The sequence below is a fragment of the Crenothrix polyspora genome (genome assembly GCF_900163755.1).
Lineage (GTDB): Bacteria > Pseudomonadota > Gammaproteobacteria > Methylococcales > Methylomonadaceae > Crenothrix > Crenothrix polyspora.
On sequence record NZ_FUKI01000062.1, the window covers coordinates 1 to 20,399 of the forward strand.

Annotated in this window: 19 protein-coding genes and 1 CRISPR repeat array; of the genes, 9 read left to right on the forward strand and 10 right to left on the reverse strand. The window is 43.8% G+C overall.

All coding sequences use genetic code 11. The features are described from left to right. Positions 1-86: 86 nt before the first annotated feature. Positions 87-2,635: direct repeats of the CRISPR family, unit length 28 nt; unit sequence TTTCTAAGCTGCCTGTGCGGCAGTTAAC. Between the two features lie 157 nt (positions 2,636-2,792). The 3 genes from CRENPOLYSF2_RS03955 to vapB all read right to left on the reverse strand — a co-directional run bounded on the left by CRENPOLYSF2_RS03955 (position 2,793) and on the right by vapB (position 5,288). Beyond that, positions 2,793-4,034 (reverse strand): IS1096 element passenger TnpR family protein, encoded by a 1,242-nt coding sequence (locus tag CRENPOLYSF2_RS03955; RefSeq protein WP_087142666.1) that lies wholly within the window; start codon positions 4,032-4,034, stop codon positions 2,793-2,795. Between the two features lie 61 nt (positions 4,035-4,095). Continuing rightward, positions 4,096-4,497, reverse strand: a complete 402-nt coding sequence (vapC, locus tag CRENPOLYSF2_RS03960) for a type II toxin-antitoxin system tRNA(fMet)-specific endonuclease VapC (protein WP_087142667.1) — start codon at positions 4,495-4,497, stop codon at positions 4,096-4,098. Between the two features lie 152 nt (positions 4,498-4,649). Beyond that, the gene (gene vapB / locus CRENPOLYSF2_RS18990; protein ID WP_217884062.1) at positions 4,650-5,288 is read right to left on the reverse strand and encodes a type II toxin-antitoxin system VapB family antitoxin; all 639 of its coding nucleotides are present in this window, start codon (positions 5,286-5,288) and stop codon (positions 4,650-4,652) included. Positions 5,289-5,420: 132 nt separating this feature from the next. Between vapB and CRENPOLYSF2_RS03975 the strand changes: the two genes are divergently transcribed. Continuing rightward, a complete protein-coding gene (locus tag CRENPOLYSF2_RS03975) occupies positions 5,421-5,708 on the forward strand; it encodes a type II toxin-antitoxin system TacA family antitoxin (protein ID WP_087142668.1) in 288 nt (95 codons plus the stop codon). Further along, entirely contained in the window at positions 5,698-6,183 is a 486-nt protein-coding gene (locus tag CRENPOLYSF2_RS03980; RefSeq protein ID WP_176371023.1) for a GNAT family N-acetyltransferase, read from the forward strand. Before CRENPOLYSF2_RS03975 ends, CRENPOLYSF2_RS03980 begins: the two co-directional genes overlap by 11 nt. A 76-nt stretch (positions 6,184-6,259) precedes the next feature. Here CRENPOLYSF2_RS03980 and cas6f read toward each other — a convergent pair whose 3' ends face one another. The 7 genes from cas6f to cas1f form a co-directional block, all read right to left on the reverse strand. Further along, a complete protein-coding gene (gene cas6f, locus CRENPOLYSF2_RS03985) occupies positions 6,260-6,844 on the reverse strand; it encodes a type I-F CRISPR-associated endoribonuclease Cas6/Csy4 (RefSeq protein WP_087142670.1) in 585 nt (194 codons plus the stop codon). Between the two features lie 8 nt (positions 6,845-6,852). Beyond that, on the reverse strand, positions 6,853-7,887 hold the full coding sequence (cas5fv, locus tag CRENPOLYSF2_RS03990; protein WP_087142671.1) for a type I-Fv CRISPR-associated protein Cas5fv: 1,035 nt from the start codon (positions 7,885-7,887) through the stop codon (positions 6,853-6,855). An 8-nt stretch (positions 7,888-7,895) separates the two neighbouring features. Beyond that, complete coding sequence (gene cas7fv / locus CRENPOLYSF2_RS03995; protein WP_087142672.1) at positions 7,896-8,876, reverse strand: type I-Fv CRISPR-associated protein Cas7fv; 981 nt, start codon at positions 8,874-8,876, stop codon at positions 7,896-7,898. Positions 8,877-9,122: 246 nt separating this feature from the next. Continuing rightward, positions 9,123-9,524 (reverse strand): type II toxin-antitoxin system VapC family toxin, encoded by a 402-nt coding sequence (locus tag CRENPOLYSF2_RS04000; RefSeq protein ID WP_087142673.1) that lies wholly within the window; start codon positions 9,522-9,524, stop codon positions 9,123-9,125. Next, positions 9,524-9,754: a hypothetical protein gene (locus CRENPOLYSF2_RS04005; protein ID WP_087142674.1), complete on the reverse strand. Its 231-nt coding sequence runs from the start codon at positions 9,752-9,754 to the stop codon at positions 9,524-9,526. The genes CRENPOLYSF2_RS04000 and CRENPOLYSF2_RS04005 overlap by 1 nt, the downstream gene beginning before the upstream one ends. Before the next feature lie 48 nt (positions 9,755-9,802). After that, positions 9,803-12,727, reverse strand: a complete 2,925-nt coding sequence (locus tag CRENPOLYSF2_RS04010) for a CRISPR-associated endonuclease Cas3'' (protein WP_087142675.1) — start codon at positions 12,725-12,727, stop codon at positions 9,803-9,805. Further along, positions 12,724-13,671, reverse strand: coding sequence for a type I-F CRISPR-associated endonuclease Cas1f (gene cas1f, locus CRENPOLYSF2_RS04015; protein ID WP_087142676.1), 948 nt, complete (start codon positions 13,669-13,671; stop codon positions 12,724-12,726). Before cas1f ends, CRENPOLYSF2_RS04010 begins: the two co-directional genes overlap by 4 nt. A 608-nt stretch (positions 13,672-14,279) precedes the next feature. On the opposite strand from cas1f, the gene CRENPOLYSF2_RS04020 reads away from it, so the two are divergent. From CRENPOLYSF2_RS04020 to CRENPOLYSF2_RS04050, 7 genes are all read left to right on the forward strand, one after another. Then, positions 14,280-14,450 carry a DUF1674 domain-containing protein gene (locus tag CRENPOLYSF2_RS04020; RefSeq protein WP_140396786.1) on the forward strand — a complete coding sequence of 57 codons (171 nt, stop codon included), beginning with the start codon at positions 14,280-14,282 and terminating at the stop codon, positions 14,448-14,450. Positions 14,451-14,470: 20 nt separating this feature from the next. Beyond that, positions 14,471-14,845, forward strand: a complete 375-nt coding sequence (sdhC, locus tag CRENPOLYSF2_RS04025) for a succinate dehydrogenase, cytochrome b556 subunit (RefSeq protein ID WP_087142678.1) — start codon at positions 14,471-14,473, stop codon at positions 14,843-14,845. A 3-nt stretch (positions 14,846-14,848) separates the two neighbouring features. Then, positions 14,849-15,229: a succinate dehydrogenase, hydrophobic membrane anchor protein gene (gene sdhD / locus CRENPOLYSF2_RS04030; protein WP_087142679.1), complete on the forward strand. Its 381-nt coding sequence runs from the start codon at positions 14,849-14,851 to the stop codon at positions 15,227-15,229. A 3-nt stretch (positions 15,230-15,232) separates the two neighbouring features. Further along, positions 15,233-17,017: a succinate dehydrogenase flavoprotein subunit gene (gene sdhA / locus CRENPOLYSF2_RS04035; RefSeq protein WP_087142680.1), complete on the forward strand. Its 1,785-nt coding sequence runs from the start codon at positions 15,233-15,235 to the stop codon at positions 17,015-17,017. Continuing rightward, positions 17,017-17,802, forward strand: coding sequence for a succinate dehydrogenase iron-sulfur subunit (locus CRENPOLYSF2_RS04040; RefSeq protein ID WP_087142681.1), 786 nt, complete (start codon positions 17,017-17,019; stop codon positions 17,800-17,802). Before sdhA ends, CRENPOLYSF2_RS04040 begins: the two co-directional genes overlap by 1 nt. Beyond that, entirely contained in the window at positions 17,802-18,035 is a 234-nt protein-coding gene (locus CRENPOLYSF2_RS04045) for an FAD assembly factor SdhE (protein WP_087142682.1), read from the forward strand. The genes CRENPOLYSF2_RS04040 and CRENPOLYSF2_RS04045 overlap by 1 nt, the downstream gene beginning before the upstream one ends. Before the next feature lie 231 nt (positions 18,036-18,266). Then, the gene (locus CRENPOLYSF2_RS04050) at positions 18,267-20,279 is read left to right on the forward strand and encodes an LTA synthase family protein (protein WP_245807889.1); all 2,013 of its coding nucleotides are present in this window, start codon (positions 18,267-18,269) and stop codon (positions 20,277-20,279) included. Positions 20,280-20,399: the final 120 nt, after the last annotated feature.

Below are 20,399 nucleotides of genomic sequence, written 5' to 3' on the forward strand. Positions count from 1 at the left end.
AATTAATATAACTATTATTAGATCAACTAATAAGGTAGTTTTCAATCCACGCGCTCACGGGTGCTGAGGCAAGAAGACGCGAAAACTTTCTAAGCTGCCTGTGCGGCAGTTAACGCCTGGGTGCGTAACTTTGATGGCATTGAAGATTTCTAAGCTGCCTGTGCGGCAGTTAACGACACAATGGGCATTTTGCAGCGCATGTCCGTTTTCTAAGCTGCCTGTGCGGCAGTTAACAGTCGCCAGTACGTCCATCCGTCTCAGCTATGTTTCTAAGCTGCCTGTGCGGCAGTTAACTAACGATTGGTCTTGCGTCCCACGCATACTCATTTCTAAGCTGCCTGTGCGGCAGTTAACACGCTTGTCGGTATAAGTGTACAATCAATTAATTTCTAAGCTGCCTGTGCGGCAGTTAACCTCACGGCTAACAGTGATTAACTTTTTTACATTTTCTAAGCTGCCTGTGCGGCAGTTAACTCGATTTTTAACGACAAATATGATGGGTCAATTTTCTAAGCTGCCTGTGCGGCAGTTAACGTTGTCTGCGTTGATGTCGGCAATAACTGCTGTTTCTAAGCTGCCTGTGCGGCAGTTAACTAGCGGTCATTATTTTAGCGACTGAGTTGTCATTTCTAAGCTGCCTGTGCGGCAGTTAACAGAAAATTAAAGAATAGCTCATTTTGTGCATCATTTCTAAGCTGCCTGTGCGGCAGTTAACGCGGCATAAGTGATGTTAAGCTACCAAAAATATTTCTAAGCTGCCTGTGCGGCAGTTAACACATAGAAACATCTGTTGATACTGCTTGCATATTTCTAAGCTGCCTGTGCGGCAGTTAACTTATTACCATAGTTAAATACGCCTTTTATGCTTTTCTAAGCTGCCTGTGCGGCAGTTAACCGGCAGCTATTACGTTCTTAGAACACCATAATTTTCTAAGCTGCCTGTGCGGCAGTTAACACCTTCATCTTGTGCTGGTATTGTACTCGATATTTCTAAGCTGCCTGTGCGGCAGTTAACAATCCGAGCAGCATAAGAAACAGAATTTCTAATTTCTAAGCTGCCTGTGCGGCAGTTAACAATCAGCGAGTTGTATATCAACTTAGCCCACATTTCTAAGCTGCCTGTGCGGCAGTTAACAAGACATAATTATTATTGCTGACAAAACGACATTTCTAAGCTGCCTGTGCGGCAGTTAACATCATCAACCAAATCCATCAGCCTATCGTGATTTTCTAAGCTGCCTGTGCGGCAGTTAACCAGGGATGCTCCAAGTGAGGCTTGATAATTTTTTTCTAAGCTGCCTGTGCGGCAGTTAACTTATTTATTCTCGTTCTAGTCTGTATGGTTGATTTCTAAGCTGCCTGTGCGGCAGTTAACTCACATCGAAGCAATAAGGTCAATTGTAAGCTTTTCTAAGCTGCCTGTGCGGCAGTTAACATAAGCGGTTTATACTTGACGTTGTTAGCGACTTTCTAAGCTGCCTGTGCGGCAGTTAACTGTGTAGCAAGCAAAAAAAAGCCCACGTACTATTTCTAAGCTGCCTGTGCGGCAGTTAACTCGCATACGCGACGGATACGAGCGAGGCGCTATTTCTAAGCTGCCTGTGCGGCAGTTAACTAAAGAATTAACTAAATTAACTAACTTAGATATTTCTAAGCTGCCTGTGCGGCAGTTAACTTTGCTGCTAATACTTATAAATCATCTTTAGTTTTCTAAGCTGCCTGTGCGGCAGTTAACCACCTGATAGATTCTCTCTACCGTTTAAATATTTTCTAAGCTGCCTGTGCGGCAGTTAACTCTCGTAATGACTTTATTACTACAAGCCGAGATTTCTAAGCTGCCTGTGCGGCAGTTAACGATATTAGTTATGTAATTAACAGTGATGTACTTTTCTAAGCTGCCTGTGCGGCAGTTAACGTCCCATCTGGCGTGTTTAACTCTTAATTTAATTTCTAAGCTGCCTGTGCGGCAGTTAACGTCCCATCTGGCGTGTTTAACTCTTAATTTAATTTCTAAGCTGCCTGTGCGGCAGTTAACTCACTTAATAATCCGGTTAAGATAAGTATAATTTTCTAAGCTGCCTGTGCGGCAGTTAACATACTAACAATCTAGTCTTTCTAACTATCTAATTTCTAAGCTGCCTGTGCGGCAGTTAACTATTTTATATACTCGGTTTGAGTGTGAGAGCTTTTCTAAGCTGCCTGTGCGGCAGTTAACCGCTACTGTCACTTACTCAGTTCGCTACTGTATTTCTAAGCTGCCTGTGCGGCAGTTAACCACTGCCGATGGCACATTAAAACAAAGACTTTTTTCTAAGCTGCCTGTGCGGCAGTTAACTATCTGTATCAACTAAGATATAGTTACCGTTGTTTCTAAGCTGCCTGTGCGGCAGTTAACAATCAGATTGGGGAAACTGCGAATACGAGCCATTTCTAAGCTGCCTGTGCGGCAGTTAACCATCGAAAAATAATGTTTTTCTTAAAGAAGTTTTTCTAAGCTGCCTGTGCGGCAGTTAACTGTCAATAATATCTTGTAGCTTAATCCTTGGCTTTCTAAGCTGCCTGTGCGGCAGTTAACTTATTATCAAAGTCAAGATTATTATATCACATTTTCTAAGCTGCCTGTGCGGCAGTTAACAGAGCATTTAATCGAAAAAAATTAAATGCAACAATAGTTTAAGCGATTTTCCCCCTTTTTACCAATGAAAAAATCCGCCTTCGTAACATTATGATTTTTCTATGTTTTTAAAAAGCCAACAAAACTTTGGTATTAAAAAGGGATTTCAAAAAACCTGTCACTCATCATACCCAGGATATTGTTCCGGCGATTTGCCTTCCCGCTTAATCACTTTTGGCTTGGCCAACGGCTTACCCTCGGTATCAATCGCCTCAACAACCAACAGAAACTCCCAGTTATCGCCAAAATCGAAAAGAAACGTCACATTCATACCCACATATAAAGGCATTTGCCCCACACGGTAATCCGGTGTGAACAAACCGTTTTCGTTCTCCGCATAAGGATGCGAAATAGATGCCGTTATACCGTAGACATCTTTATAACTGAACTCGTAAAGATGGTCGTTATCAAAATCAAAAGCGCCCAAAATTACACTGGCCAAGTCATCCAAACTCGCCGCACTGCTAATCGATAACGTACGGCTGGCCTTAAGTAAAGTCACTTTAAAGGTCACATTCGCATCAGCCAAAACCTCAGATTGGGGCAGAGGCAAGGTGTTTTTCAAATCAGGACGATGTGCCTTTATTTTATCCAACAACCGCATTGCCAATTTTTCTTCCGCTTGGTCTTCTTCAAATAGTCCTACCGCAAAACTCCCAGACAAACAGCCCAATACCGCGTGCCCCCAGCGTGTCGCTTCAACGTTAACGACAGGCCAATTAGCGTTGTTAACTGTCGCATCCAACGTAATCGCCACAAAACCGAATAGTTCCATTAATGCCAAATGATGAAGACCGGGGTAATAACGCAACCTATCTAAATCATTTGCACTCAGGTTTTTGCCAACGGGTTGATCTTGCAAGGTCTTCTTAAAAAAATGGATACAATTACTAAAATGGTTGCCCCAAAATCCAAAACCACCGCGTTCACCAATACTTTCCCCATTTCCACGCTGCCACCACGCCTCAAACAACGCAAAATACCGCTCAACAGAATTTAACGCCTCCCAACTCGGCAATACTGTTTGGTTAAGCATCAAACGGTTTTGTTTTTTACCGACCTGCACATAAGTTAACCCCGAAGCCCGTAGCAATAAAAACAAGCCATTAATGTGTGGATAAGATTTCTGCATGGGGCGCTTTAACGCAAGCGCCATAGGCCGAGACAACAAGCCATTCAGCTCTGCCAAATGTTTAGCAGCAAAAGCCGTTGTGCTTGGCGAAATGTCTATGCCATTAGCACCTATAAAATTCAGCAGCGTAGAAAAATCTTTAAGTATCGTGCCGGGTGCATCATCACTAAACACCTGGCTTTTAATCACATCAATTTGTTGGGGAGTAAGTGTTATCAATAGTTTCATAAAAAGCCTACAGTTGATTAAAAACGTGTAACTGGCTGTATCGGTATCTTCAAAATACCCATTAATCCAACAACCAATTTTCTACCTGTAAATTCGGAACACGGCTAAATTCACCCATATTATTGGTCACTAAAACCAGCGCCATGCTACGGGCATGGGCAGCAATCAATAAATCATTATTGCCAATCATGTTGCCCTGTTTTTTCAACACCGCCCTAATGTTGCCATAATGCCTGGCCGCATTGTCATCCCAAGGCAGTATAGACAAACACCGGACCAATAAACCCAATTGCCGCCACCGCTCAGCCTGTAATGTTTCCGCGCCGTTTTCAATGCCAAAGCACAGCTCGCCATACGTCACCGATGAAATACACAGCGGTTTTACACGTTTAAACTTTTGCCGTAATGGCTCGGAATGGTTCTTTAAAACATAAATACAGATGTTGGTATCGAGCATGAACATTTAAGCTACCCACTTAAGGCGGGACAGTTTCAGGTTAAGCCGCTCGTGGTGAGCCTGTCGAACCATGATCGGCTAACCGCCCACCCTTCGACAGGCTCAGGGCGAACGGTTAAGCTTTGCACCGTGTCCCGCCTTAAGTGGGTAGCCAACATTTAAAAGAAATCCCGCTCTTGTGCTATGACATCTTGCCTATCGGCTAAAAAATCTTCGGAAAAAACCGGTTGCGTATTAAAAAAATCATCCCAATTCGGTTTTTTGGGCGAAATCAGCAAATTTTCACCTTGCGTGGTAATGTAAACCTCATCCGTATCAAAACGGAATTCCTTAGGCAAGCGAAGCGCCTGGCTGCGGCCATTCATAAAAATCTTAGCGGTTTTAAACGCAGTTTCGGATACGGCGATAAATTCACCATTCTCAAACTGTCCGGTTACCCGTACACCATTGCCGTCAATTTGCTCCAGATAGCCTGGATGGAGCGGGGAAACCTGATACCTTACCGAGCTGCGGGTGACTGTTTGCGACAAGCTGCCATTGCTACGTTCGGCCTCCAGCGCACAAAAAACCGTATCTGCATCAAGAGGAACACCAAACACCGGCTCCAGCCTTATCTTCGCCAATCCGGCAGAAACCGACAGCAGATCATCCGGATTAAGAAATGCCGCCACCTTACGCCCCATTTCCGCCCAATATTCAATTTGCTCGGCGGCGCTGCGGTGGTTACGCTTACCCGCCAATGTCGCCGCTTGCATAATGTCATCTTGCAAACGGATGGGCGATGCTGCTTTTGCCATTTGTGCTCCTGGTCTGGATGGATACCTGGATTGTAGCAGAGTGCTACAAAGCTATATGCAAATTATTTATTCCCACAAAATATAAGTTTTGTAGGTACACTATTACGCGTAATAATCATAGTGGAGTGAACCATGAGTGCCGACACCAACAAAAAAGATGTGCTAAAAATCCGCATGGATCCCGTGACACTGCAACTACTTGAACAAGCCAGGCATTATATTGATCTGGATAAAAGTAAATTTATTCGCCAGAGTATCCGCGAAAAAGCAGAAACTGTTATTGCAGCACATGAAAAAACTCATTTTAACCCAGAAGATTGGGCGCTTTTTTTCGACATGCTGGATAACCCGCCAGAACCCACTGAGCGCATGAAAAAAGCCGCACTGACCTACAAAAATATCCTGTCTGATGAAGTTTGAACGTTTAGACCCAGGCAAACATCAGCGTAAAGCCTTTGACTGTGGCGTAACCGAACTCAACCTGTACCTGCAACAATTCGCAAACCAAGATCAAAAACGTGGCTTAACACGGGTTTATGTACTGGCAGAACAGCAACAAATAATCGGCTATTATTCCCTGTGTGCGCATTCTGTTCCAACCGACCAATTACCCGATAATACAAGGCTAGGTAAATACTCAGACGCACCTTTTTTATTGCTGGGTCGGTTAGCGGTAGACCAACATTACCAAGGGCAAGGCTATGGCGATGCCTTAATCTTTCATGCGTTTAGCATCACGGCTGAGACTGCTGAAAAAATTGGCGCGTTGGGTATGATTGTTGATGCCAAAGATGAAAAGGCGGCTTGTTTTTACCAGAAATTTGGTTTCAAGCCGCTTTCAGGCAGTAAAAATCGTTTGATGCTACCTTTTTCAGCAATGAAAACATTGCTTTAGTTGCCTACACCTTTTTACATGAAATCAACGGATTTCAATAACAAACCTTTTCTGCCAAAGCGCATAAACAGCAGCATCAAAAATCGGGTACTGTCGACGTTGCACTTAACCCGTAACTACTGAATGTACCTTGGGTGTTTTCAGTAGCCACCTGCTTTTTTATCCACAAACAAAACGTGTGTTCACTGCTCAAGCTTTTCAAGTGGATAAACGGGCTTGTGATGGTTTTATAAGGTTTTTCATTATAACGCTGTAGAGCGGTGTCATAATCCACTTTATGGTATTTAGCATAACGCCTAGCTAAACGTTCTTTGCTGGCTTTAGGCTGTTCCCGTTGATATATGACGTATCCCAAAATCTTTTCCGGCACTGGCCGAATACGGGTGCAATGCACATAGTCGCTTAGGCGGAATAGCCATTTGGCAGCATCAAACTTAGCCAGCGTGGCTTCGTCCATCGCAAACAAACGCAGCTTTCCACCCAACACACTGTATTTTGCACCAGTGACATACTCAGGAAAAGAGATGCCGATGGGTACGCGGCTTTGGTCGTCTTGCATTTCTACTAAGCCTAAGTGGATTTGCTGAAAGACTTGCGACCAAAGACCAAACAAATGGATGTCTGGATTGGGCAATAAGGTGATTTCAATGTAATGTTTCATGATTGCCCCTATATCCTAAGATTATCAACATACGCCAGCCCTTTTTTGCCTAGATAAAAACTTGAAACACCCGCAGCTTCTATCATATCTTTGAGTTCTAAGGCTTTTTCTTGTGGTATGTTCAAATTTATTTCGAGTGTACCATTAGCTTTGGTGAGTAAAGAAGTCACTTCGCCTTCGCCTTTACGCTTTTCTTTCAACATGTAAGGATTACCCCAAATAGGTTTTTTGCTGCCGGTTGTAAAGCGATCCATAAAGTCTTTGGCGGTAAACCCACGCTTCGAAATACCACTGATTCCGCCGCTTTTAGTCAACGCATTGGATAAATCACAGTGTTCACTTAACCGCGAAAGCTGTAGATACAATGCCGAACAATAAAACATGATGGGATTAATCAAGCCTTTGCCGCTCACGTATTCAGCATCAGGAAAACTAGCCTTCAATACGGATAATGCGCTTTCAACATGATTGACTACCTCAACGGCTTTTAATTTGTTAAGTTGCTCCAATTGACTGAGGACACTGACGGGATCAAACAGCCTTTGGTTTTCAACCGTATAATCTGGGTTGATGATGAATTGGCACAAGGCATCAAAATTCAATGTGATTATTCCCCAAAAAGCATTTGAATAATCCGAGCTAAAAATCGGGTCGTTGCCTTTAATCATGCCGGTAAAAGAGTTTTGATCGGTGCTGCCTGTGATATTACGGATATAAACCATTTCTGAATTAATCGGTTTAGATTGGTCATGGTTATTTTCAAAGCTAACTTGATTTTCTATGTCGGCAAAAAAGTAGTTTTTGGCTTCTCTTGATTGATAAAGCTTACGTTGATCGCCAATCAATCTGTTTAAAACCCCCATAACCGTGTCATGACTCACCTTGCGCTCAATAAAGTTAGGGTACTTACCATCACTGTTACGTTTAGATAAATTAGTCATTGAACCCACAAATCCCCGCCCACCTTTGGGTAGCGGTTCATTATTTGAACCATCCAAAAAAGAGTTACGCCAACTGGCTTCGTATTTAATCGTAATTCGCATACAAGCCTCTATTTGGCATAGAAGTAAACGGCATAATCAGTTTCTGGTGTTTCCGATATTTCACTTTCCGAGCGTTTAATCCGCATCATCTTATGGCTGTCGTTATAGTCCACCAGCACACTGTCCACATACATATAACCTTTGGCTTGCCGAATGTTTAACTCGCTAATCATGCGGATGGTTTCATGGATCAAAATATCAATAGCCTCGTTATCCAATAAAATACCAACTTCGCCTTCTTCAAAGATAGTGCCACCACGCACATAATTTTTATGGAAAACCGCTTTAGGATTGCGTTCTGGCGCTAGGCTTTTAATAAATTCTTGAATAGCTTCAGCGATTTTTTCGCCTTCACCTTCCTTAATAATCATGGAAGCACGGTCAAATTTTTTATCTAACGAAATAAACTGCAACTGCTCAATACTGATAGAACCGTAAGATAAATATTCAGTTTCGCCAAACGTGGTTTTAGAGAAAAAAGAATTGCTGGCAACATCACCACCCTTGTCATCCTTACCTTTTTCTTTTGAACCAGAACGCCCCATTTGTTCAAAATTGCCATTGCCCAGTTGGTCAATAAAATCCTCTAGTAATAACGGACTCGTACGTTTGCATTGGCTTGAAGGTACAACATAACCACGTATTAAACCTGTAATTGAAGCCAGCACATCTTGTAAATTTTTATCTTTGGCATAATGCAAATCAAACGCTTGATCTCTAAATAAATGATGGCGAATGCAGTTTTGGCTGATATACATCGGCGTTTCTTTAAAATCTATATCAGAGGCCTGTTTTTTATATTTATAGCCGGTTTCTTCTTTAACTTTGCCCGTTAGATTACTGTAGCCTCTTAACTTGGGTAATGTATGTACTGAATTCTCCTGACCATCATCACCAGTTAGACGAGCGGGTCCATTCCAATTCACGACACCATGACCTAATGCTGTGATTTTGAAGTCAACACTTCTAATGCCTGTAATTTTGTTCATAACTGTTTTCCTATTTTTATTGTGAGATTTGAATTCATCAGGTGCAAGTTCCCCGACGGACAAAATTATATATACACACAATAAAAAATACCACTATATTCTAAGTGAAATTTGTTGTGGTAAGTTTTTGTATAGTAAAATGCCCTTTCTACTGCATAAGTAGCTTAGAAAACTATGTTCTAGCGTTTACTGCCGCACAGGCAGCTTAGCAATGAAACAACCCCGCTGTTGATAGCGGGGTTAGACTCACAGAGATTCAAACCAATCCTCTAAACGTAAATTTTCAATACGTGAAAACTCTTTTGTGTTGTGCGTTATTAAGGTGGCTTGGTTGGCTAAAGCAATGCCCGCAATCATCATGTCCAACGGACCAATCGGTGTGCCAGCCTTTTCTAAGGTTGCCCTAAGCTGGGCGGTAATAGCCGTTTCATGTTCGGTAAACGGCAACACGCGCACAACTGTGAGCAATTCATTTAATTGGTTTCTACGTTTTTCGGGTGAAGTTGACTTGGCAATGCCGACTTGCAGTTCATATAAAACTACTGAAGGCAACGCGATTTCATGTGGCGGCAAACTAAATAAATGGGTAGCAACATTGCCCAACCCTTTAAAAAAATAAATCACGGTGTTGGTGTCGAGAGCGTACATTAAAAATCTTCCCTTGAAATATCTTGTCCTTCTGCTGCGCGTAACTCCTCTGAAAATGGCGCGTCTTGCCACGTACCGGCTAATGCTTTAATGGCATTTGGCCAAGTTGTGACTGTTTTTTCATCAATAATCTGTTGTAACCATTGCTGGGCGGAGAGTCCTGCTGTTTTCGCCGCAGCGTTAATTTTTGCTTCTGTGGTTTCGTCTATTTCTAATAGCAGTTGTTTCATAGTGGCCTCGGTAACAGTTGATCTGGTGTTTTGCCCGTTTTGTATAGCTTAATCTTCTGTTGATGTTAAATGCTTGATTGATATTGCGCCGATAGGTTGTTTTTCACACACGGCATAGTAAATGGCGTAACTATGACGTGCGCTTTCTCCGCCAACCCGGAGTAAATCGTTAGGGGTATAACTCAGGTAAACGGGAAATTCTGGATCTCTTGCTTCGTTAAGCAAGATAAAGTCTTTAAAGGCTTTAGTGCCGCCCATAACGTTGTGATGCTTACTTTTCATATAGGCCAACAAGTTTTTATCGCTGTCGCCATAGCCTTGAATTTCCTCAGTGGAGGCTGTTAAGTTATCAAAATCATCACGTTCGTTTATAGGTGGCTGGTAAGCATACTGTTCACGAAAATCAGGCTTGCTAGGATCGTCTACAAAACAAACAGCCATTTGCACAAAGCGATTTTCGCCACGTAACGAACTTTTACTGATCTTGGCTTTGCCTTTTTCCAGCACTTTTTTGGATGGGATAGTGATCGGGTCAATTACTTTTTGGTTGATTAATTCCACGCTTTTCTTAAGTGAAGCGGATAAATCGGACGCTATGAATTTCCGGCCATTATCAGATTTATGGAATTGTTCATAGAGTTTGTAGAGTTGCGGCAAGGTAAACGTTTGCTCGTTCAGCTCTGCCTGTAGTAACTGATACCACGCCTTGGTAGCACCAAAGGTAAACATACGCGATAAAAATCGAGCCGCAGATCCCGTACCCTTACCTTGGTGTATAGGCTCTGGCACGGCTATACAATACACGTTCACGTCTTTGTTTGAGCCAAAACGGTCAAGCCGTCCTAAGCGCTGCAAGCAATCCTCGGCATTGGTTATTTCCGTCACCATAGCATCACAAGAAATATTTAAAGACGCTTGTACAATCGGGCCACTGCGTAAAACATCAAATTTTCGCGTGCCGTCTTTTTTAAAGGATTCGTAAACTTCGTCAAACCATTTTTGTTTATCGCTTTTCTTAAACTTGGAATGCAATAACACCGAGTTCTCTTGCTGATTACGAATAAAGCTTTTCTGCGCGGTTATCGCCGTATTGCTAATAACAATGGTGTTGGCTTGGTGCGATTGATAAAGAGGATTACTGTCGTCTTGCCTGGTTTCGTCAAATACCTTGAAGTCAATGCGGTAGCGGCTTGGGTTAAATGACGGCATGGCGATAATATCTTCTGGATCAATTCCTAATACCTGCTGACAATAAAAATAATGCGGTGTTGCTGAAACTAAAAGCGTATTAGCCTGTGATGCTTGTTGCTGCTTACAGGCAATCAATTCGGCAAACAACAAATTAAACGCTGGCATGTTGATGTATTCGTGAAACTCATCAAATACCACATGCGCGTTTAAATAATTGATGAGCGAATTGGCTTTGGTATGGGTAATAATCGTGCCGAATATTTGATCTATAGTGGTAATCACCACATCACCGGAAAAATATTCTTTTTCTGGTGTAGGCTTATCCCATTTATTCGTGTATTTAAACTCACCGGTATTGATTTCTATTTTTGCATTCGGCAAGTATTGTTCCGAAATCAATTCATGAAACAAACCTTGGCAAACTTGTACTCTGGGACAAATCCAAATCAGTTGCTGGGCGTTTTTTAATTTTGCCCATTCCAAGGCAATTTTGGTTTTTCCGCAGCCCGCAGGCCCCGCCAAAACAGCAACGTCTTGCGCTTTAATAAGCTGATTGGCAATCTCACTTTGTTTGTTACTGCGCTCGCTAGTTGGAAAATACGTTAAACAGGCTTCAATATGCGAACACAGCGTGGATTCCAGCAATAATAACTCATCAACTAAGGTATTAAGGCTGGTGCTTTTGATATGCTTGTGTAAGTCAGTTGAACTAAGTGCCGAAACCCAACGATCCGCTGAGATGACACAAGTACGCATAACGTTGTTAAAAGCGTTTTCTTTGATTTGCTGTTGGTAATTCTCGAAGCGTTCGTCAGCTTCATAACTCTTGTAAGCAGGTAAAGGCTTGGTTTTTTTATCAGCTATCAAGGCATCTAAATCCACTTCTTCACTATATATTTTTGCCAAAAAAGAGGTATCAATGACACGGTAGCGACAATCCATTTCGCTTAAATCTTTTAGTAATTTTTGAGTTTTCTCCACCAGTTCTGCAAAACTAAGGTTTGTTAGATTACCGGACAATTTTTTATGAATGCCGCCATAGGTTGAAAAATCTGGGTCTTTTTCTTTTCGATAGGGTTTGGCGTGATGCCAATAAACAGTGTGTTTAATTGAAGCCTTATTTGCCGTATTAATCTCCTTAAACCCGATTGGATCAAGCAACTCATAAAGCAACACGGAAACCTCATTATGTCGAGGATGCTTATCAAAGCTAAATTTCGTATCATCAATATGCTGGCCATCTTCTGCCACATAGTCTTTCTTCTTCGGATTTCTGACCCACTCTTGAAAACACGGGTCTATTTTGCCTAAATCATGTAAACACCCCGCCACAAAAGTAGCCGTGGATTGCTTTTCTTGGCTCGACATCAAGCGTTTATGCAGTTGTTCCGCAACATAGCCCACAGCAAACAAATGTTCAGCCAGTGGTTGCAAATGGGTATTGGCATACAAGAAATGAGGATTGGGTTTATCGGTTGGTATATCCATGAATAACTCTTTTGTGGTGGTGTTTACGGGGACGATGCCCTGCGGATTAAATTGATCACGATTGCCCACTATCCACACCAATTCACTACGGCTTCTGGAGCGTATCCAATGACAAGACACGGCGGTATTTTTAGTGGCGGTTTTTTTCAACAAGGTTTTAACGGCGATCAAACCGTCTTCAGTAATCACCGTCTGCCAAGTGTTATCACCAATACGGTCGGCAAAAGCATCCAACACACGGCGGGTGCGGCTCAGGGCTTTTTTCTGGCATTGGCTAACAAACGTCACCATCATAACAAGTCTTCCCGAAGCGCCTGTTGCTTCACCTGTTCAAACATAAAATCCAACGCCTTATGTTCAGTAAACTTCAGCACAACTTGCTGGCGAAACTCCTGCTTGCTCATCTTCTCTTTGGCACACACAAACGCCCAAGGCAACACAATGGCATCTTTAATCAAATCAGCGACATCAAACACCAATGCGCCACGCCGAGTTTTACCGTGCATCACCGCAAAACCGTGCGGTATACCCAATACCCATAGCGTAGTGGCTGCTAAACCATAAGCTAAATAATTGCCGTGATTTAAAAAACCATTGGCCACATCGTTACCTTGATGGTCACGGGTAAAATCGCTGTATTGGGTGGTTTTGGCGGCATAGCGATAAAGCTGTTTGGTCAGCAGAGCCTCGCGTTGCAACAGGTCGCCGGCTTTTTGGGCAGTGTCGATGCTATTCACGTAGCCATCAAGCGCACTGGCAATGGCGCTGTCATCAACAAAGAAATTTTCCGCCTTCAGTTCACGGTCTTTATCCCAAATGCGCTGAATATATTGAACCCGTGCATGTTGAAAGCGTTTGGCTACAGCTAATCGCTGGGCATCGTCAAACCAGAATTTAAGCCAGCCCTGAATGTATTCAGTAGGTCGGTATTCGCTTTGCGGAGTGAACCACTCAATTTCCGTACCGGTTAATAAAGGTGTACCATCAGTGCCACAAAAACCCACTAATACACCCGCACTAGCCAGCATGCGCATAGCAGCTTGCGTAATAGAAGTGCCCATGCCCAGTAACACAACCGTCGTATTGGCAATAGGAATGTTCCAGTAAAGGTTTTCTTCCTTGGCTTCGGTTAAATACAGTACACGACCGTCTTTTTGCATCACACGGCATTTTTCCAGATAATAGATATTGGCGCGTTTGGAATGTAATATGGCTTTTAAGTCAGTGAGTTGTTCCATTGATTAGGTTGTATTGAAGGTTTGATTAAATATGTTAGATAAAACGTTTATTGCGCCGCCTAGCGTGTACCTCTTACTGTATAAATAGCATTTACAGCGTTTTCACAGTTCAATAGTTACAGCGTAACCGTTCGCACTGAGCTTGTCGAAGTGTACCGTTCATGCTTCGACAAGCTCAGCACGAACGGTGGCTGTAACTGTCCTAAGTTGAAAACGCTGTATGTCAAGCTAGTACACCAAATTGGAAGTCAACAGGATTTTAATTTAGCTTTATGCTGTACACAATCAGCATTTCATTCATGATTTGAAGATTTTTATTATCCTGTTTTTATACGATTTGATGTACTAGCTGTTTTGGAGATCTATTGCGTAGGAAGTTTGATATGGTAGTGTGTGGGTGAAGTAATCACGATAATGTAAAACGTACTACGACACAAAACACTATAGTTAAACACCAGCGTAGATTATCTGATGAATTAACTACATCGGATATTTTTTTTATAGCGCACAAGGAAAGTTACGACAGCACTCAGGAAAAGGCTATAATCCAACACATAGATTTGCACTGCATGTATTCATTAGCCTTTAAGTCAGGAGAGTCCGTTTCTATGCCAACACAAAACTTAAGTGAACATATCGCCGTGTTACCAACCAATCAAACACCGCTAACCGCTAACCCGCCTGAGCCACAGATCAGCTCAGAAACCGGTGGCGTAACAGGTCCTGAACCCACCCGCTACGGCGATTGGGAAAAAAATGGCCGCTGTGTCGATTTTTAACATAATAACAGGCTATCACTATGGCTAACAATCGCCCGACATCCCCACATCTACACGTTTATAAACTGCCACTTACCGGACTCATCTCTATCAGCCACCGCATCACCGGCGTATTGTTGTCGGCCGGTTTGCTGTGTGTGGTGTACGTGTTGTGGGCTGTGGCTGGTGGGGCAGTGTCTTACCAAAGTGTGCAGGCATTTTTGCAAGTGGGCTTGATTCGGTTGGTCTACTGGGGATTTGTTTTTGCGCTGTTTTTCCATCTCTGCCACGGCGTGCGGCATTTGCTGTGGGATATGGGGCGTAGCTTTGACCGTGCCACTTTAACGCGCTACGCCTGCATTGAATTATTCGCCGCAGGCTTGTTAACATTGGCCACTTTTGTGATAGCAGGTTAAAACATGCTGACTAAACTAAGCTTAAGCCAAATCATTAACCTGGGTTTTGCCAAAAACGGCACAGGACATTGGTGGCTGCAACGGGTATCTGCCGTGGCCTTAGTACCGCTGTCTTACTTCATTATCCGCCTGTTTGAGTTTTGCAATAACGCACCGTACCAACAAACTGTAGACTGGATTTCTTTTCCGATAAATGCGCTGGGTTTGATGCTCTGGTTACTGACGGTGTTCTATCACGCGGCGTTGGGTTTGCAAGTGGTGATTGAGGATTATGTGGCTGAACAACGGATACAACAGTTTGCCATTTGGGGAGTCAACGTGACATTTTTATTACTGGGCGCTGCTGCTTTGCTGGCCGTGTTTCGCATTGTATCGGCAGGGTAGGGTATGACAGCAGCATATAACATTATTGAACACAGTTACGATGTGGTAGTGGTGGGCGCAGGCGGTGCAGGTTTGCGTGCCACCTTCGGCATGGCGGAAAAAAACCTGAAAACTGCCTGTATCACCAAAGTATTTCCTACCCGTAGCCATACTGTAGCCGCACAAGGCGGCATCAGCGCGGCGCTGGGTAATATGGGCGAGGACGACTGGCGTTTCCACATGTACGACACCGTGAAAGGTTCGGACTGGCTGGGCGACCAGGATGCCATCGAATACATGTGCCGCGAGGCCATCCCCGCCATCATCGAGCTTGAACACTACGGCGTGCCGTTTTCAAGAACACCGGAAGGCAAGATTTACCAACGTGCGTTTGGCGGTATGTCCACGCATTACGGCAAAGAACAGGCGCGGCGCACTTGTGCTGCTGCGGACAAGACCGGCCATGCCATCTTGCACACCCTATACCAACAGGCGCTCAAACATAAGGCTGAATTCTTTGTCGAATACATCGCATTGGATTTGATTATGCAGGACGGCGAATGCCGTGGTGTACTGGCCTGGTGTCTGGACGATGGCTCGCTGCATTTGTTTAAGGCGCAGATGACGGTGCTGGCGACCGGTGGCTACGGGCGCAGTTATTTTTCCTGTACCTCGGCGCATACTGTGACCGGCGATGGCAATGCGATGGTGTTACGCGCAGGCTTGCCGCTACAAGATATGGAATTCGTGCAATTCCACCCCACCGGTATTTACGGTTCTGGCTGCCTGATTACCGAAGGCGTACGCGGTGAAGGGGGGTATTTGACCAATTCCGAAGGCGAGCGTTTTATGGAACGCTACGCGCCGTCTGCGCGTGATCTGGCTTCGCGTGACATCGTCAGCCGCGCCATGACTATAGAAATCAACGAAGGCCGTGGTGTTGGCAAGCTCAAAGACCATATCTACCTGCATCTGGAACATCTTGACCCTGCCATTATTTTTGAACGCTTGCCAGGCATTGCCGAAACCGCCCGCATTTTTGCCGGTGTCGATGTCACCAAAGCGCCGATTCCGGTGTTGCCGACCGTGCATTACAATATGGGTGGCATCCCCACCAACTACAAAAGCGAAGTGGTGACGCTGGACGATGGCAATCCCGACAAAGTGGTGCCTGGACTGATGGCGATAGGAGAGGCCGCCTGTGTGTCCGTGCACGGTGCGAACCGTTTGGGTTCTAACTCGTTACTGGATCTGGTGGTGTTTGGCCGCTCTGCCGCTATCCGCTGCTCAGAATTGATCAAATCCGGCAGCCCACATAAAACGTTAGCGGCAAACGCTTGCGATAATGCGTTGGCGCGGTTCGATAAAATCCGCCATGCCAATGGTAGCCGCAGCACCGCCGATATCCGTCTGGACATGCAAAAAGTCATGCAGAGCAAGGCGGCGGTATTCCGAACCCAAGTGACATTGGATGAGGGTATCCAGCAAATGACCGACATTCATCAGTCGTTTGCCGATGTCAAAGTCACTGACCGCTCAATGATCTGGAATACCGATTTAGTGGAAACCCTGGAGCTGGATAATTTGCTGTGCCAGTCATTAGTCACCATCAGCGCCGCCGGTAACCGCAAGGAAAGTCGGGGCGGCCATGCGCGGGAAGATTACACCGAGCGCGATGATGCCAACTGGATGAAGCACACGCTCACCTGGCTTAACGAGGACACAGTGACAATCGATTACCGCCCCGTGCATTTGTATACTCTGACCGATGAAGTTGAGGTCATTCCCCCCAAAGAGAGAATTTACTGATGGCTGAATTCACGTTACCAAAAAACTCCGTGGTCGGAAAAGGCAAAACCTTCAGTGCCGCAGCCGATGCCAAAAACGTGCGTCGCTTTGAAATTTACCGTTGGGATCCCGATACCGGCGAAAATCCACGCATTGATATTTATGAGTTGGATATGGATCATTGCGGGCCGATGGTGCTGGATGCCATCATCAAGATCAAAAATGAAATCGACAGCAGCTTAAGCTTTAGGCGGTCGTGCCGTGAAGGTGTGTGTGGCTCGTGCGCGATGAACGTGAACGGCAAAAACACCCTGGCCTGTATCCACGACATGGATTTGTATACCGGGCCAATCAAAATTTACCCGCTGCCACACATGGCGGTTGTCAAAGACCTGGTGCCAGACATGACGCATTTTTATGCTCAGTACGCGTCTATCAAACCCTGGCTGGACACACCCACTGCGCCACCAGCCAAAACCGAGCGCCTGCAAAGTAAAGAGGAGCGCGAGAAACTCGACGGTCTGTACGAATGCGTGTTGTGCGCGTGTTGCTCAACGAGTTGCCCCAGTTACTGGTGGAACAGTGAGCGTTATTTAGGCCCTGCGGTATTGTTACAAGCGTATCGCTGGATAGCCGACAGCCGCGATGAAAGTATCGATGCGCGTCTGGATGAGCTGGAAGATCCGTTTAAGCTGTACCGCTGCCATACCATTATGAACTGCACAGATACGTGCCCGAAAAATCTCAATCCTGCCAAAGCCATTGCGGAAATTAAAAAACTGATGGTTGAGCGCAAGCGGGACTGATGCGTGAATTGGCGAAGTTACGTTGGCAATGTCGGCGTGGCACATTGGAGTTAGATATACTGTTAACACGTTATCTGGACAGGTATTATCAATCTGCAACACACGATGAAAAAGCCCAGTTTATCGAACTATTAAGCGCTGAAGATGATGTCTTGTTAGCGCTTTTAATTACCGGTACACTGCCATTGCCGCCAAACATGCACGGTCTTATTCAAAAAATACACCATCTGTAATCTCATACACCGTCAAATTTTTGTAATAAGCCCCGCAATACTGCCTTTGAGCTTGCTGTAGCGGGCGCAGCACAATGGCAGCGACTGCACTTTTGTGCTTCCATTAAAATACCTCTTCAAAACCCCTTGCTGCCGTCAGATGGCAACGCTCTGTTTAGACTGTTATACAGTAACTGTTATAAGCAATACTATATTTATGCGCAGATTTATCTTAATTTCAGGCTATAGATAGTGTTTTTACTTAAACTAGAAGAGCTGGTCTGGCGTTACCGTCGATTACTGATTGTATTGATTGCAGTTATTGCTATTCAGCTTTTTGAACTAACCTTTCTTCATTTTAAATACACCTTGTTTTCAGGTGGCTTTTTACAGCCTTTTTCATATCAAACACTGCCTGAACGCACGGGCTTCATTCTTCTATCCTGTTGGTTTGATGTAGCGCTGTATGGCACTCTTGCTAGCTTATGGTTTTTTATTGCCCAAAAATTAAAGCGGCATGGCATCATTATTTACTATTATTTCACGGTATTGGTGGTGATTTCGGTAGGTATTTGGTTAGGATTGCGCTTTAAAGTTTTATCGTATTTCAGTGATACCATTAATCTGCACATTATACAAAGCTTAGGCGGTGGCAGTTTACAACAAGCCCTGTCTTATGCCAGTAATGAAATTGCGTTATTTACCGGCGCTATATGCCTGATTGTTTCGTGTGTCGTTTTTATTTTAAATGCCTTAAGTAAAAACAAATACATACAACAGCTCTCGAAAAAAGATGGCGCTCACAGTACCTATGTCATTATGTTAACAATGACTATTGTGATAACGTTGGTAATGACTTTTTTTGTATCTAATAATGATTTTTTTAGATACGGTTTGGAAAAGAAAATATCTTACCAATTGATCAGTACCGGTCTGGATAAAATCTCTGATGTTGATTTTGATGGCTTTGGTATTTTTTCTTATCCCAAAGACAAGGCTTCTTTCAATGCCACTATTTATCCAGGTGCTTTGGATATTCCAGGCGATGGTGTAGATCAGGATGGCTTTTTAGGAGATGCATTGGTACCGTCTATTGAAAAAGATACGCTGACACACATCACCGCTAAATCAGGCAAACATATTGTTTTAATAGTTTTGGAAAGTACGCGAGCTGATGTCTTGACACGGCAGATCAATCATCGATATGTTGCGCCAAATTTGCGTAGCCTTACCCAGCAAGGCACATCATTCTCTTATGCTTACAGTCATACCGGATATACCACCACGTCGCTTAAGGCTATTTTTAACAGGCAGCTGATTAACGGCAAAAGTAAACTTAGCTTAGTTAAATTTTTGCAGGCGGCAGGTTATCAACTTTCTGTTATTTCGGGACAAGATGAATCATTCGGTGATATGGCTGAAACGGTTGGCATAAATGACAAGACAGTCAATTTTTTTGATGCCAGAACAGCACTTAAAGATCGGGTTTTTCCAAGTACAGATTCCGGCAGTCTTCGATTAAGTGAAGAAAGAGTCGTTGAACAATTCCAAACACGTATTAAACACGTTGCTTTTTCCACGCCACAGTTTTTTTATATTAATATTCAAGCAGGGCATTTTCCTTATGCCTACCCTAAAATGACACAGCGCATAACTAATAAGCCTATACCGCGTTCAGATATTAATCCCGCTAATAAAGATTGGGTGTCATTGACTTACTGGAACGCGATGGTCAATGCGGATTGGGCAGTGGGCGCAATAATAGATGATTTGAAAAAACTCGGTGTGTATAACAACACAACTTTAGTGATTTTAGGCGATCATGGCGAATCTTTATTTGATGATGGTTTTTTAGGGCATGGACACGCGATTAACGATACGCAAACGCAAATCCCTTTAATTATTAATGATGCTGATATTGTGGTTGATAATGCAGCTATTGGTCAAAGTGATGTTGCGGAAATCATGTTACGCTCGGCATTGGGCGAAAAAAACATGCCCTTAGACGGCAATAAACGGGTGTTTCAAATTGTTGGTAGTCTATCAAAACCTATTTTGTGTGCGCATGTTGCTAAAGCAGGCGTGCGTACTGTTTTTGATTTTCGTTCGGAAATGTTTTACTTCAGTGAGTTAAATATCTGGAAGACGTATCAAGATAGCTTGCAGGATGCGCAATTGAAAACCAGAGCGAGTAATTTGATTTATGAATGGGAAGCTTTGCGTTGGCGCGAATTTACTGAAACCAGTAAAGCGCTTCAGCGGTAGTTGTACACGATAGAGTATATGGCGACGTTACAGCGTTTTCAACTTAGGAACGCGCACGAAATAACTTGAACAACTTAAACGCCACCACCGTTCGTGCTGAGCCTGTCGAAGCATGAACTT